The sequence below is a fragment of the Paenibacillus sp. FSL R5-0766 genome, from assembly GCF_037971845.1.
Classification (GTDB): Bacteria; Bacillota; Bacilli; order Paenibacillales; family Paenibacillaceae; genus Paenibacillus.
This window is the reverse complement of the sequence record NZ_CP150227.1, coordinates 5,523,200-5,537,587: the sequence shown is the minus strand read 5'-3', so window position 1 is coordinate 5,537,587 and position 14,388 is coordinate 5,523,200. Positions and strand designations below refer to the sequence as shown.

General features: G+C 45.7%; 14 protein-coding genes. 11 read left to right on the top strand and 3 right to left on the bottom strand.

From position 1 onward, the window contains the following. Positions 1 to 78: 78 nt before the first annotated feature. Complete coding sequence (locus MKY66_RS24005; protein ID WP_076211216.1) at positions 79 to 795, top strand: glycosyltransferase; 717 nt, start codon at positions 79 to 81, stop codon at positions 793 to 795. A 166-nt stretch (positions 796 to 961) separates the two neighbouring features. After that, positions 962 to 1,492 (top strand): GNAT family protein, encoded by a 531-nt coding sequence (locus tag MKY66_RS24000; RefSeq protein ID WP_076211218.1) that lies wholly within the window; start codon positions 962 to 964, stop codon positions 1,490 to 1,492. Positions 1,493 to 1,636: 144 nt separating this feature from the next. Here MKY66_RS24000 and MKY66_RS23995 read toward each other — a convergent pair whose 3' ends face one another. Together MKY66_RS23995 and MKY66_RS23990 are read right to left on the bottom strand one after the other, a co-directional pair. Further along, on the bottom strand, positions 1,637 to 1,807 hold the full coding sequence (locus MKY66_RS23995; protein WP_167483784.1) for a hypothetical protein: 171 nt from the start codon (positions 1,805 to 1,807) through the stop codon (positions 1,637 to 1,639). Beyond that, complete coding sequence (locus tag MKY66_RS23990; RefSeq protein ID WP_076211220.1) at positions 1,804 to 3,042, bottom strand: glycosyltransferase family 4 protein; 1,239 nt, start codon at positions 3,040 to 3,042, stop codon at positions 1,804 to 1,806. Before MKY66_RS23990 ends, MKY66_RS23995 begins: the two co-directional genes overlap by 4 nt. 186 nt (positions 3,043 to 3,228) lie before the next feature. Here MKY66_RS23990 and MKY66_RS23985 point away from each other — a divergent pair, with 186 nt between their 5' ends. After that, complete coding sequence (locus MKY66_RS23985) at positions 3,229 to 3,588, top strand: hypothetical protein (RefSeq protein ID WP_076211222.1); 360 nt, start codon at positions 3,229 to 3,231, stop codon at positions 3,586 to 3,588. A gap of 218 nt (positions 3,589 to 3,806) precedes the next feature. Next, positions 3,807 to 5,336: a DHA2 family efflux MFS transporter permease subunit gene (locus MKY66_RS23980; protein ID WP_256704230.1), complete on the top strand. Its 1,530-nt coding sequence runs from the start codon at positions 3,807 to 3,809 to the stop codon at positions 5,334 to 5,336. Positions 5,337 to 5,401: 65 nt separating this feature from the next. On the opposite strand, the gene MKY66_RS23975 is transcribed toward MKY66_RS23980, so the two are convergent. Continuing rightward, positions 5,402 to 6,484, bottom strand: a complete 1,083-nt coding sequence (locus MKY66_RS23975; protein ID WP_339297880.1) for a glycosyltransferase family 4 protein — start codon at positions 6,482 to 6,484, stop codon at positions 5,402 to 5,404. Positions 6,485 to 6,908: 424 nt separating this feature from the next. Between MKY66_RS23975 and MKY66_RS23970 the strand changes: the two genes are divergently transcribed. The 7 genes from MKY66_RS23970 (at position 6,909) to MKY66_RS23940 (ending at position 14,284) form a co-directional block, all read left to right on the top strand. Beyond that, positions 6,909 to 8,042 (top strand): ATP-binding cassette domain-containing protein, encoded by a 1,134-nt coding sequence (locus tag MKY66_RS23970; protein WP_076211226.1) that lies wholly within the window; start codon positions 6,909 to 6,911, stop codon positions 8,040 to 8,042. Further along, positions 8,039 to 8,755 (top strand): ABC transporter permease subunit, encoded by a 717-nt coding sequence (locus MKY66_RS23965; protein ID WP_076211227.1) that lies wholly within the window; start codon positions 8,039 to 8,041, stop codon positions 8,753 to 8,755. Before MKY66_RS23970 ends, MKY66_RS23965 begins: the two co-directional genes overlap by 4 nt. A gap of 4 nt (positions 8,756 to 8,759) precedes the next feature. Next, positions 8,760 to 10,154, top strand: a complete 1,395-nt coding sequence (locus tag MKY66_RS23960) for a GldG family protein (protein WP_076211229.1) — start codon at positions 8,760 to 8,762, stop codon at positions 10,152 to 10,154. Continuing rightward, positions 10,151 to 11,167, top strand: coding sequence for a DUF4340 domain-containing protein (locus MKY66_RS23955; protein WP_076211231.1), 1,017 nt, complete (start codon positions 10,151 to 10,153; stop codon positions 11,165 to 11,167). Before MKY66_RS23960 ends, MKY66_RS23955 begins: the two co-directional genes overlap by 4 nt. 238 nt (positions 11,168 to 11,405) lie before the next feature. Further along, positions 11,406 to 12,395: a YhcN/YlaJ family sporulation lipoprotein gene (locus MKY66_RS23950; protein WP_076211233.1), complete on the top strand. Its 990-nt coding sequence runs from the start codon at positions 11,406 to 11,408 to the stop codon at positions 12,393 to 12,395. 360 nt (positions 12,396 to 12,755) lie between these two features. Continuing rightward, positions 12,756 to 13,364 (top strand): type IV toxin-antitoxin system AbiEi family antitoxin domain-containing protein, encoded by a 609-nt coding sequence (locus MKY66_RS23945; RefSeq protein WP_076211329.1) that lies wholly within the window; start codon positions 12,756 to 12,758, stop codon positions 13,362 to 13,364. Next, positions 13,364 to 14,284, top strand: coding sequence for a nucleotidyl transferase AbiEii/AbiGii toxin family protein (locus tag MKY66_RS23940; protein ID WP_076211235.1), 921 nt, complete (start codon positions 13,364 to 13,366; stop codon positions 14,282 to 14,284). The genes MKY66_RS23945 and MKY66_RS23940 overlap by 1 nt, the downstream gene beginning before the upstream one ends. Positions 14,285 to 14,388: the final 104 nt, after the last annotated feature.

Sequence of the window (14,388 nt, the reverse complement as noted above, 5' to 3'; positions counted from 1 at the left end):
GAAAGCCAAAAGATGGCTGATTAACGCCCTCTTTGCGCAGCATTTTACCTAAGACAGTAAGAGGAGGGGAAGGCCCGAATGGAGCCAAAAGTATCGATCGTCATTCCTTTTTACAATTGTGCTTATATCGAGCAGGCTGTTCACAGTGCCATTCACCAGACGTATCCGCATATCGAAGTCATCGTGGTGGATGATGGGTCAACCGAGCACGTGGAGCGGCTACAGCCATTCATGGATTCCATCCGCTATATTCACAAAGAAAACGGTGGAACCGCGACAGCATTGAATGAGGGCATCAAACATGCAACAGGGGATTACTTTGTCTGGCTCAGCTCGGATGATGTGATGCTGCTGGACCGGGTGGAGAAACAACTGAAGTTTATGCGAGAGGTCAAAGCTTCATTCTGCCATGGTGCCTACCATTATGTGAATGAGAAGAGTGAATGGTTGGATACGGTGCATCCGGAAGTGGGAAGTCGTCTGGAGATGTTGCAGGTACTGCTGGAAGGTTGTCCGATCAACGGCTGTACTGTCATGTTAGAGATGGAAGCATTTGAGCGGTTTGGACTGTTCGACACTGATTTTCGCTACACCCATGACTATGAGATGTGGATGAGGCTGTTTCCAATGTATGAGTTGTTCTACTACAATGAACCTCTGATGTGTTACCGATTGCATGAGTCGATGGGAACCAAACGTCACTTCAAGGCACTGGTTGCCGAAATGGAACGGGTTCAGGCGAAGCATAGACCTATTTTACTCAATTTGCTTCAGGTTGGCGGGTATTGGAAGTAGATGGATTTGGCAATGATGGCTGAATGGACAGATTCGTGGACAGAAAGGGTGATCTATTGCTGAAGTCTCTGTATAATGAAATGATTCATACACGGAAGGGACTGGACTATGCGCAGATATCAATATCTTAAACCCAACTATTAATAAACTAATGGAGGTAAGAGTATTGATTACAGAGTTACACACAGAACGGTTATATTTGCGAAAAATGAACGTATCGGATGCGGCCAGCTTGTTTAAAATTTGGTCTGATCCGGATGTAACTAGGTTTATGAATATCACTCATTTTACGGATGAAAATCAAGCCATAGAAATGATTAATCTTCTGAATGATCTTGCTCAGGAAAACAAGGCTATTCGGTTCTCTATCCTTGCGCAAGAGTCCAACGAAATCATAGGTTCCTGTGGTTATAATTCACTGGATTTTGACAATCTTAAAGCAGAAATCGGGTATGACATTGCCAGATCACACTGGGGGAAAGGATATGCTACGGAAGCGATCTCTTCTTTGGTAGCTCATGCATTCTTGACTATGAAGCTGAATCGAATGGAAGCAAAGGTTGACCCTGACAATGTGAATTCTATCAAGCTATTACAAAAGCTGAATTTCACATATGAAGGCACTCTTAGAGCATACGAGAGGGTAGGCGAAACGTTCAGTGATCTGAATATGTATTCCAAGTTGGCGACAGATTAGAGAGATCTGTAATAGCGTGTTCTAGGTCCGTTAGAACACATTTGAAGCAAGTAAGGGGTGTCCTCAGTCATTCATATGACAGATGGGGCACCCCTTGTTTGATATTTCGGCATGTTATATGAAGACGGCATATCATTGGACAACTCAATCTTTTGAATTCATGATCGCCATGGATGCAGGATCGGGAAATACATATCCTTTAGGCAGCTTCTTCATCAATTCATTCATTACAGCGTAATCCACGTCGATATGAGGTGTGGAAACTGGAGTCGAAAACCAGCGATTGTATAGATCACTTGGTACAAGTAACGTCATATTGTATGTCCTCCTCTGTAGATGGCTTCTTGGTAGACTTGAAATGTACGAAATCCCATCACTTCCAGTGAACGATTTTGTTCAGCCCAAGCTTTCGCCGCCGCCCCCACTGTTCTTCGGGTAACATCATCCTCAAGTAGTGCATCCAACAGTTCACGGAGCGAGTCGACATCCTGCGGAGGAACAACCCATCCCGTACGTCCAGGTTCAACCATCTCAGGCATGCCAGCTGTACCACTGACGATAACGGGTACACCCGCCAGTTGCGCTTCGGTAACGGAGAAAGGCTGGGTGTCCTGCAGGCTGGGCTGGACATAGATATCTGCATGGCGCAGGAAGGAAGGAATATTGTCCAGCTTGCCCCAGAACACAACATCGGCTCCAATCCCCGTTGACGTGGCCTGTGAACGCAATTCATCGGTTAAGTTGCCTTCTCCTGCGATCCAGCAGACCCAATCGGAACGTTTGTTTTTCAGACTGGCTAAGGCCCTGATTAACACATGAACGCCCTTGATGTATTCAAGTCGTCCGGTAAAGGCAATGACTTTCTTGCCCGCAGGTGGTCGCTGGCGGAACTTCACAGCTGCTGAGGCACGGTAGGCTGGGAGATCTACAGCATAGGGAATCTGTCTGAACTTTGATTCAGGAACAGCAAGCTCTGTAAGCGTACTCTTGATCCAGTGGCTTGACACGAGAATGAGCTCGGACTGTGCCGCACTTCGCTCTTCCAATGAGAGAAAATAACGTCCACGCTTGGATTGCAAATATGAAGGGAGAGTAAGCTGTGGGTTGGAATTTTGAGCATCGTAAAAGGCTTCGCGTGCAAGAGCGCCATGATAGCTTGTAACCAGTGGGGTATTGCGGTTCAAGATGCGTTTTATGGCTACGGCAGCTACTGGATCTTGTGCATGAATAACGTCATAATGGTCCACCCCCAGATAAGCGGCCGCCATCTCGAAGGCATATCTATTCAGTTCATAATAAGCGAGAAGAGGATCGGCAGTGAATTGTGGCAGATCAGTCGGATTGAGTTTGGCTTGCAGCATGGGCCACACCTTATCCTTGGAGAAAGCGCGGTTCAGATTACGAACATATACTTCGTTATTGGCACCATTTGTGCCCATGATATCAACCTCTACACCAAGTGCGATTAACCTGTCGGCCAATTGTTTAACATATGTCCATATGCCTCCCATATGTGTAAGCTCCCAATACGTAACGAGCAGAACTTTCATAGCTACCTCCTTGTCACGGCCTGCACCGGCCGAGCTTCTATCCTTTTATTCTATGAAAAAAGAGGACCGGAAGGTCGGGCATTTCCGTGTAATTGGTCGAAAATGGGTGAATGCAAATGGCAATGGACGAGAGGAAGCATATCCTATGTACAGGAAGGTTCATGTGCTCCGAAGGAGGGATCTACAGTGGCGGTATATTTACTTGAGATTCATGAGAATCTGTTACACACATTTGTTCCCGTCAAGTACATGGATGTGGAGTTGGCCTATGTGGGTGGCGAGGGAGGGACAGATGTATTTGTTGGTGGAGCCAGTATTCACGGAGAACTGTACCGACAGCTTTTTCACCTAACGTCAAATTCGGGGGGAGCGGGTGGTAATCAGGTCATTCATAATCTGGATGTGTCATCCGAGCCTTATGAACTGAGGGTCATCAGCAACAGTTCTTCACCGAATCATCTGGTTATTCGAATATATTGCAGAAGTATTCACGGTCAGACATTGGGCATACTGTCAGAATATCAGATGATGAAGCTTGCAGATTGATATGGACATCATTGCATAGTCATGATTACCCACGTGTGGAGCAGGGAAGGTGCCTGTTCCCTTTTTTTGTGGTGCATTCATAGTAGAATTGTCTAAAAAAAATAGCTTGACAGCAAAGGTATTTTCATTAGAATTAGATCAGTATTAAACGAAAGTTTAAAACGACGATTTAAAACGATAGTTTGAAATTAGTCGTCAATATAGGCTGAGTGAGACGCATGGATACGCCTGCGATCTCCTGGCTGGAAAAGAGTGTGGAGAACGTGAAAGAACAAACAGCAGGACTCCAGGAGCCCGCAGAGTTTTCAATCAAAACGATTATACTGCCACTCCTGGCTATTATCGTCGGTATGATCATGGTTATACTGGACAGCACGGTGGTGAACGTAGCCATTCCGAATCTGGTTCAATATTTCGAGACCGACCTGAAGACCATCCAATGGACGGTTACGGGTTATACCCTGGCTTTGTCTGCGGTTATTCCACTGGCAGGCTGGTTAACGGACCGTTTTGGTGCCAAAAGAGTATTCCTGTTCACCATTGCCATGTTTACCTTGGGTTCAGTGTTATGCTCGATCGCTCAATCACCTGAGCAATTAATCATTTACCGTATCATTCAGGGTCTCGGTGGAGGCATGGTTGCTCCTATTGGTATGGCGATGGTCTTTCGTCTGGCTCCGCCTGAGCGAAGAGGTTCCATCATGGGGATGCTGGGAATTCCGATGTTGCTTGCCCCTGCATTGGGTCCGGTGTTGTCTGGGTGGTTTATTGAATCACTGAGCTGGCACTGGATTTTCCTGATTAACTTGCCCATTGGTATTGCAGCTTTCATTCTATGTATCAAGTTTTTGCCGGATACAGATCGTGGACGCACACCTGCACTGGACCTGCTCGGCATGATTCTGGCGCCAATTGCGTTCTCGATGCTGGCTTACGGTGTGAGTGAGGGTGGAACGAGCTGGACGTCTGCAACAACTTTGACGGGTGTCATTGTGGGTGGTGTAGCGCTCATTTTGTTCATTATTGTGGAGCTTCGTCATCAAAATCCATTGCTCGAACTCCGGGTATTCAAATCATCTGATTTCTCACGGGGAATTATTCTCGCATGGGTGTCACAAGTGGCGCTGTTTGGTGCGATGATCCTGATCCCGCTTTATTTGCAGCAGATCAAAGGGTACACTGCACTGGAAACAGGATTGATTCTGCTACCACAGGCGTTGGCTTCCGGAGTGGGTATGCCGCTTGGTGGTCGATTGTTTGATAAAATCGGTGCTAGACCTCTGGCCTTCGTGGGTCTGGGTATTATCTCGGGAGCATTGTTTATTCTGTCCTCCATCACGGCAGAGACAGGTCTTGGCCTGATTATAACGGCTCTGGTCATGATGGGGCTGGGTATGGGCTTGTCCATGATGCCACTCAATACGCATGTATTAAATGCAGCACCGCGCAAGTTGGTTGGACGGGTTACACCGCTCACGGCTGCTGCACAGCAAGTGGTTGTGTCCTTTGCGGTTGCAGGGCTTACAGGCTTCCTTACTTCAAGAATCGCAGACAATACAACGAGTACAGAGCCGACAGCTATCGTTCATGGTTTGGTGGCTGGTTTCAATGATACGTTTTTCCTGGCCGCTTGTATTGCATTGTTCGGATGTTTGCTCAGTCTGATTCTGCGCAAACCAAAACCGATGCCGGAAGAAGAACTTCAAACTGGCGACAAGCCTGATCCCGCTATGATGATGGGACACTAAGACTCTATAAAAACCATACTAAGGCAGTTCAGAGAAATTTTGCTGAACTGCCTTTTTTGCTATGCTCAATGGAAAATTCGCAGTGCTGTCATCATTTCACGAAAAGAAATGGCATATCGATCTGGTGAAAAAGACAAGCTCATATGCTGTCTGCCCTGAATGCGAATATACTCACGCAGTTTCTTGTTATTCATCAGGTCCCTTGCTTCAGCTACAGCGGCCTCTACATTTCCAATTGGATAAAACTTTCCAGTCTTATTATGTGTGATAAATGAACGCACACCATCCGAATCCGTGCTGAGCACCGGGCAGCCACAACTGATGGCTTCAGCGACTGCATAGCCGAATCCTTCAAGCAGGGAAGTGGATAACATGATGCCCCCTGAAGCGGCAATCATGGAATAATATGCAGGCATCTGAGAATGAGGAACATTGATGAAGATCCCAATCCGATCCTCAAGTCCGTATTCTGCCAGCATGTGCCGGAACATGACTTCATCTTCTGGATTAGCCAAAGTTGGATCGTGGAATAACCAAAGTCTGGCTTCCGGATTTTTTTTGACGATTTCACTCGATATGATTAAATATTCACGCCAGTTTTTGTTGTGTTCAAGTCGTCCTACCCAAGCCAGCACCGGATAGGGTGGGGTATCCACCAAGATTGGTGCGAAGGTGTCCGTATCCAGCATATTGGGAATAACAAACCGATGAAGCCAAGGACAGATATGAATGAACATATCCAGCAGGTGGTCTGTGGGAGGTATAACAGCAGCATCACAATGAGCTTGAAGGTAAGGGACACCCATCAGTATTGTTTCGAGAGCCTGATCGCGTGTTCCGAGTCCCTGCGCTTCAAAAATAATTCGTCCCGTATAACCAAGTCCTCTCAAGCGGCCGGGCATAGCGATGTCTGAAGTGGCAATGATGGCATCATAATGATGCGTATGGATGATATGATGGATATCCTCGTCACTGGACGCGGTGAAAATGGGTGTATCACTGTTGTTCTGCAATCCCGAGCCTGTGTTGAGATACAATAGGTGCGCTTCAATGCCATGGCGTTTCAGAACAGCGGTGCGCAGTCGATTCAACGTATCCACGCCACCGCTCGGAACATAAAACGTGAATAATACTTTCACACGATTCACCCTCTGACTTTTGGTCAGGAGCACATTCTCCTGTACTCTATGTTACGTTGGCTTTAAGCGCAGGGTGTGGGTGTTGGTCAGAATGTTCACATTTTGGACAAAAATTTTTAAGCTGCCTTTTAAGTGTCATTAAGCTGAGGCTAGGATAGCTCACGTAAGATACAAGGAACTTCCCGTGCCCAACATCTATTACATAAGTTCAACATAACATTTACACGATAACGGAGAGGGCAGAAATAACTTGAAGAAGCGAAGCGGTCACCTTTATCAACGAATTTTTCCTTATAAGAAGGAATCAAAAAAATCTGGGGATAACAGTGATCGGAAGGTTATTCTGTCATCGGAGTGTAAGTGTAATATTTTCAGTTGAATTTATATAACGAACGATGGTGCACGGGTATTTTAACGGGAAAGGATGAATGATGTGCTCGAAGTGAAACAGGTCAGCAAAGTTTACGAAGGGCAACGCGGCGTACATCAACTGGATTTCACCATGGAACGTGGTGAGATTGTTGGCTTTCTCGGACCCAATGGTGCCGGAAAAACAACAACGATGCGTATGATTACGGGCTATGTGCATCCAACCGCGGGTTCCATTATGGTGGATGGGGTATCGGTGCATGAGCAGGGTCAGCGTGTTCGTTCCAAAATTGGGTATCTGCCTGAAACGCCGCCACTCTATCCGGATATGACGGTGCAGTCCTATCTTAAATTCGTAGCCAATTTGCGAGATGTCCCGGCACGTGAGGTTAAACTGCGGGTCAGTGAGATGGTTAGCAGACTGGGACTTCAGGGTCGGGAAAGGCAAATGGTACGTGGGTTATCCAAAGGATACAAGCAACGCCTCGGGCTGGCAGGAGCCATTATTCACAAGCCAGATCTGCTGGTTCTGGATGAGCCAACATCGGGCCTGGATCCAAATCAGATTATCGAAATCAGAGATCTGATTCGGGAACTTGGGGAGAACCATACGGTGCTGCTTAGTACGCATATTTTGCCTGAAGTGAGCACGCTCTGTAATCGAATGTTGATCATCAATCAAGGACAGCTCGTGCTGGATGGTTCACCTCAGCATTTCGGATCAGCAATGGGGGATCAGTTCAAGGTGTCGATTGAAGTGAAGGCGACTGCGGAGCAATTACATAATGTGCTGACACCATGGGAGAAGGTGCGGATTGAAGTCATTCAAGCGTCGGATGCGAATACTGCCAAAGATACTTCACTTAATTCTGATTCGGCGAATACGGTTAAAATGTTGCTTACTGGAGAAAACTCGGAAGATTTCCGGGAGGAGCTGTTCTACCTTTTGTCAGGTGCAGGATTACCGATACTGGAGATGAAGAAGGAGAACCTGAGTCTGGAGCAAATCTTCCTGAAGCTGACCACAACCGAGGCAACAGACACAGACGCAAATTCGGCAGATGTGGATAAGGTTGCTGGGGCAGAGATGGATCAGGACGTAACTCCGGACATCGACTCTTCGAGTATATCGGGAACTTCAGTTAGTACATCAGCCGATGCTTCGCCCCAAGCTCGCAAAGGGGAGGAGACCAAATGAGTCGAATGATGGCGGTATGCAATAAAGAGCTTCAAGCTTATTTTCTGTCACCAACGTCCTATTTTGCTTTTGCCGTATATGTACTGATGACCAGTCTGCTGTTCTATTCAAGCTTTGTATATTACCAGCCAAGTATTATTGATTATCGTCTCGTGTTGGGCGATACGTTGTCCATGCTGCTGTTTGTTGTGCCATTGTTAACGATGCGACTGGTTGCAGAGGAATTCAGACAAGGAACGGATGAATTGTTGCTGACTTCTCCGGCACGAGTAACAGAAATTATTTTTGGCAAATATCTTGCTTCTCTCGCCATTCTGGTCGTGCTCATCCTGTGTAGTCTGGTGTATCCATTCATCATGTCGTTCTATGGGACACTGGATATGACGACGGTATGGATGTCTGCGCTGGGGTTATTTTTCCTGGGCGGAAGCATGATGGCGATTGGACTGTTCGCTTCTACATTATCCCAGCATCAGATGGTGTCTGCGGTGGCGGGTTTTATTATTTTGCTCGTTTTGTGGATGCTTGATTCATTCGCAGGTAATACAGGTTCTGCTTTGCAACAGTGGCTGGACCCGTTTGCCCTGACCAACCGGTTCGACAGTTTCATGAAAGGTGTGCTTAGTGGGCCGGATATCTTGTATTATGTCACCCTTTCGGGTGTGTTTCTGCTGTTAAGCATTCAAATTGTGGAACGGAAGCGGTGGAGGTGAGAAGATGAAAAAATGGTTAAGTCATACCAACAGTACCGTGCTGTCCGTAGCGGTGATTGGCATCTTTATTTTGCTAACACTGTTCCTGAATTCACTTGGCGGCTTCCAGCTGGATCTGACCTCGAACAAACAATACACATTATCTGACCAATCCCTTACTGCGATCAAAAATGTGAAGGATGACGTCAACATTCTGGTGTTAACCGTCGAAAATGCCAACAACACCGTCCTGAACCGTGAGGTCACGGATATGGTTGAGGAATACACGAAACGTAACAGCAAGCTGAAAATAAAACAATATAATCTGACGCAGGAACCTGCGCTTGCATCCAAATATGGCATAACAGGCAGCTCCATTGTGCTGGAGCAGGGAGATCAACACAAAGTGATTGATATCGCCAGTTTGTTCACCGCGACAGGTGACGGCAGTGACGGATCATATCAGTTCACAGGTGAGGAAAAGCTTACGCAGGCGCTCATGAATATGTCATCCACGGAGATGCACAAAATGGTCTTTTTGACTGGACATGAAGAGTTGAGTCTCGCTCAGATGACTACGCTGCAATCCTCCTTGGAACAAAATAATGTGCAGACGGAAGAGTTGCAGCTGAATCAAGCCGGGAAGGTTCCGGAAGATGCAGATGTGCTCGCGATCATTGGTCCACAACGTGATCTCAGTGATACGGAAATGAAAGCCGTTCGCACCTATCTCAGTAACGGAGGCAAGTTGTTATTATCCCTCGGATTCGTAGAAGATATGAAATCCAGTTGGAAAAACATCGATGCCCTCATGGCTGACTATGGCGTTGTTGATGAGCATGCGGTCATGGTGGATAATCAGCAAGCCAGTACGATGGGGCCCCTCTGGGTGGTGCCAGAGTATGGTACACATGCAATTACGGACAAACTTGCTGCAAGTCAATTGTATCCGATGTTGTCGCTGTCGATTGCGTTGACCAGCAAAGAACAGGATAAATATACCCTTTCACCGTTAATGCATTCTTCGAATGACAGCTATGGGGAGACGAATATCGGTGGCTTATTGCAGAATGAAACAACCAATGATGCCGCAGAGGACATTCAGGGACCCGTTGAATTAGGGTATGCAGCCGATACAACGGATGGTAAACCGAAGGCGGTTATTCTGGGCTCGTCCATTTTCATGCAGGATTCGGAAATTGCAAATGGCGGCAATCGGGACTTTATTTTGAATACGGTGAACTATCTGAGTGAGAAAGAAAATGGATTGACGATTCGCCCACGGGTACAAGCCGGGTATGAGATGGCATACCTGAATGGTGAACAGGCCAGAACGATTTTCTTCGTGGCTATTGTAGAATTCCCACTCATCTTTGTTATCATTGGTGTACTCTTATGGTGGAGGCGCAGACGGGTATGAGAAAATGGATCCCAACAATTCTGGTGGTCATCGTACTGATTGTGGGCTGGGTGTACGCCGCCAGTCAAAATTATTTTCGGGAAGAAGAAGCGGTGCAAGCCAAGTTGCTCGGTATTCAATCCGGGGATATCCAATCCATTACAATACATGACACAAGGGAGGATACGACTGGTGCAGCATCATCGTCGACCTTGAAGCTTGAGAATGGGGTCTGGCAGATGGTTGAGCCAAAAGCCTATCCTCTGAACGGTTACAGTATTAGCAGTTGGCTGGATGCACTGAGTGGTGCGAATCAGGAACTGGTGGTGGAAGAAGCGCCATCGGATCTGGATAAGTACGGATTGGGAACAGATGCTACACGTGTGGATATCAAACTCAAAGATAATCGGGAGATCAAACTGGCTATTGGCGGCCAGCTTCCAGCAGATGATGCACGTTATGTGCGTGTTGATTCGGGCCCTGTGGTTGCTGTGCAGACAGAGGTGATTACCAGCATTGCTTTGTCTCGTCGTGATCTGTTGGACACTACACCTTTTAACATGGATGAGACAAATGTTGGGTCTCTGGAGTGGGAAGGGGAAGTAGCTACCTGGATGTTAACATCGACATCGGAGAACGATGCGGCAGAACAGACCTGGACACTGAATGGAAAAACGATTGAAGCCACAGATGCCGTATCTCTTATCGGCAAAATCAAAAACCTGTCGACAGCAGATGATGTGCGTAAAGCGTCCGAGCTGAAGAATTCGGTTCCACGATTCACCTTGTCTGTTGAACAGACAGTCAATGGGCAAGAAGTTAGAGATGTGTATCGGGGACTTACGGTGCCATCCGGACCAGATCAGATCTGGGTCATTACGCCGGATGGTCAATGGGCATATGGCATGGATGCGACGAGTCTAACGGAAGCCGAGAAATTCCCGGATACAATTAAAGCATCCACTACTTCTTCGGAAGAGTCATCGAGTTCTGCAAATGACGAAACGACTTCCTCATCAACAGATGAGAAATGAGCAGGGCGGAAGATAAGTGATTTTATTGTGTTGAGATGTAAATATGATTTCGAGGCAGTGCTGCGAACAAGCAGCACTGTTTTTTATTTTATAAAGCGAAGAAACTCACGGTCCACAGATCAAAACAAGAATACCTGAATCTACAGGGTAAGGTACCATATCCTTTCAGCATATCGGTACGTACAGAAGCGCATCCTATCTTTGTGACCAAAACCAACATACATTGGAGGATGAGTACATGCCAGCAGTCAAAAAGGCAACAGCTATTACGTTATCATTATCTACTGCAATCTTTGTAATGGCCGGTTTGACAGGATGTGGCACGAATCGGGACACCAACAATATGCATACGCAAAGTGTTCGTCAGCAAGCCAACGGCATTAACCGTTATGGTGTGGAAACAAATGGAATGGATGGCATCCGTGCGAAAAGTTATCGCATGCATAATGTGACTGACCTGAAATCCAGTGAAGAGCTGGCAAAACGTATCACGGAGATGAAGGAAGTTAAATCCGCCCGTGTCATGTTAACGGATCGTAATGCTTATGTGGCGGTTCGTTTGGCAGATGGTCATGCAGGCAAGTTGGAAAGCAAGTCCAATGGTCGTACGAGCATGCTGAATGGCACTATGCGTAATCATGCCAGTGATACCATGCGTGGGGGCAACATGAATCACGATATGGGTGGTATGCGTGTGAATGGCGGTACGGGCACAATGTCTCCGTACAGCACTAGCGGGATTGCTCCAGGACTGAACACAAATTCAGCAACGGATCGCAGCCATATGGGGAATGACCGCAGCATCTATGGAACTATGGGCACAGGCACAATTGGCATGATGCGTGGTCTGACAAACAGTGGCAAAGCACGTGGGACAGACGATGGGCATTATGGCATGAAAAGTGAAGGACAACGTGTAGATAGCACGGACGATAACACATCAGCTGAGATAAAGGGTAAGATTTCAGCCAAAATCAAGCAGTTTGCACCAAACATCGAGAATGTATATGTATCAGCCAATCCGGACTTTGTGGAGCATGTCGAGAACTATGCCACAGATATTCGTAACGGTAAGCCCGTTAGTGGCATGATCGATACGTTCCAATCGATGGTGGAGCGCATCTTCCCAACGAACGGAACAGATACGAATCACCGCGATGGCATCCTTGACGATGGCCTGATGAACCGTAATCACAACGGTGGTGTCATGAATCGAATGAATCGGTAGTTCTGAAGACAGATGAACAAGTGTGCCTTTGCGCAGATGGTAACATCCGCTGCAGGGGCATGTTTGTCTTACATAATCTCAACAGGATTCACTTTGAATGTATCTTCAATAAATTCAGAATATTTGTCTTCCATATAGACTAAATAGACTAACGAAATGAAGTACCATCTAATATTCTTCCGCTCCTAAAAGAATTATGTTCTGCTCTTACGTCTAAGTGCAGATTTTTTAGTGAATAATAAAGGGGATTGAAATTAGGGTGTGGAATAGTTATGGATTAGAATGAATTTGGGAAGAAAATTTCGAAAAAATCCAGATAAGGCAAGAAATGAACGCGCAAATGTGAATGGTGGTGAGTGTATGAACGAGAAAATTGTAGTTGCTGCAATGCGAGTATTTGAAGAACAGCATGGTTTTGCTCGAACAAAAGATTTTATAGAAGCGGGCGTATCCCCTTACTACATAAAAAAACTGGAGTCCGCTGGTGAAATTGAACGGGTAAAACAGGGGATTTACCGACAGTCTGGTCAATTTAATGAACCGCCCCATGAAATGGTTGAGGTATCCAAACTTGTTCCCAAAGGAGTTATATGTCTTCTCTCTGCGCTCTCCTTCTATGAACTGACAACTTACAATCCATGGGAATATCAGATTGCTATTCATCGTGGCGGTAAAAAGCCAAAGCTTCCAGACTATCCTCCTATTAAAGTAATCTATTTGGCAGATGCCCAATACAAAATTGGAATTGATGAAGTCTATATTGATGGCTCGGCAGTTAAAATTTATGATCGTGAGAAAACAATTTGTGATATGGTGAGGTATCGTGAGAAGATTGGAATTGATTTGATGAAGGAAGGGCTGAGGAATTACCTTCAATCCCCCCACAAGAATATAACAAGGCTTGTCTCCTATGCTGATAAGCTACGAATTCGAACGGTTTTGCAAAAGTATCTGGAGGTGCTGATCTAATGAGTGAAATTAAAAATATTCCCGCCTCTGTTTCTGAACGTTTGAAAAATATAGCTAAAAAATCAGGAAAAGCATTTGATACCTTGCTGTTGCTTTATTTTCAGGAGCGTTTCTTATATCGTTTATCCATTTCTGAGTACAGGGATAAATTCATTTTAAAGGGCGGGTTGTTTTTGTTCTCACAAACTCAATTCAAGGCACGTCCAACCAAAGACGTTGATTTTCTCGCCAGACAGATTGCTAATGAACTGGATTTATTAAGAGAGTCGTTTGTCTCCATTTGCTCAATAGCGGTTCCTACGGATGGTATTGCATTTCAGTTGGATGAACTGACAACGGAGAGAATTAAAGAAGATGCTGATTATGAGGGAGTAAGAATTAAAGTAACTGCTCTTTTAGGGCGGATGAGAAAAAGTTTGCAGTTTGATATCGGATTTGGTGATGTGGTGGTCCCGAAGCCCCAGCTTATTGAATATCCTGTTCTACTGGATATGACAGCACCACAAGTTCAAGCCTACTCGAGGGAATCCGTCATTTCAGAAAAATTTGAAGCCATGATCACATTATCTGTGATGAATAGTCGGATGAAGGATTTTTATGATATTTATACGCTGTTAACAACGAACAACTTTGATGGTCGAATCCTTCACGAGGCAGTGTCCGAAACCTTCCAACAACGGGGCACAATATTTGAAAAAGAGCATCCTCTGTTTCATGAAGAATTTGCTGAAAATGAAGGTCGGACAAAACAGTGGCAGGCTTTTCTGCGTCGTTTAGGGGTTGAAGAACAACTTGCATTTCAGGATGTGATGGATGCTCTTGTTTCTTTTCTTGAACCTGTTTATCATTCAATAATTGATGAGAAAGAGTTTTTTAAGCGTTGGAGTTATACCGAAAAGGCTTGGAAGAACAATAACTGATTAATACATAATTTTTTGAACTATGCACCAACTATTTTAGAGGGATGTATGCAAATTACTGCCCATTTTTCTTATAAAACTGAACCAACGCCCTTGACCTGACA

Coding starts and splice junctions, on each gene's coding strand:
- MKY66_RS24005 (WP_076211216.1), top strand. CDS start 79: ATGGAGCCAAAAGTATCGATCGTCATTCCTTTTTACAATTGTGCTTAT.
- MKY66_RS23995 (WP_167483784.1), bottom strand. CDS start 1,807: ATGACGTTACTTGTACCAAGTGATCTATACAATCGCTGGTTTTCGACT.
- MKY66_RS23990 (WP_076211220.1), bottom strand. CDS start 3,042: ATGAAAGTTCTGCTCGTTACGTATTGGGAGCTTACACATATGGGAGGC.
- MKY66_RS23980 (WP_256704230.1), top strand. CDS start 3,807: ATGGATACGCCTGCGATCTCCTGGCTGGAAAAGAGTGTGGAGAACGTG.
- MKY66_RS23965 (WP_076211227.1), top strand. CDS start 8,039: ATGAGTCGAATGATGGCGGTATGCAATAAAGAGCTTCAAGCTTATTTT.
- MKY66_RS23960 (WP_076211229.1), top strand. CDS start 8,760: ATGAAAAAATGGTTAAGTCATACCAACAGTACCGTGCTGTCCGTAGCG.
- MKY66_RS23955 (WP_076211231.1), top strand. CDS start 10,151: ATGAGAAAATGGATCCCAACAATTCTGGTGGTCATCGTACTGATTGTG.
- MKY66_RS23950 (WP_076211233.1), top strand. CDS start 11,406: ATGCCAGCAGTCAAAAAGGCAACAGCTATTACGTTATCATTATCTACT.
- MKY66_RS23945 (WP_076211329.1), top strand. CDS start 12,756: ATGAACGAGAAAATTGTAGTTGCTGCAATGCGAGTATTTGAAGAACAG.
- MKY66_RS23940 (WP_076211235.1), top strand. CDS start 13,364: ATGAGTGAAATTAAAAATATTCCCGCCTCTGTTTCTGAACGTTTGAAA.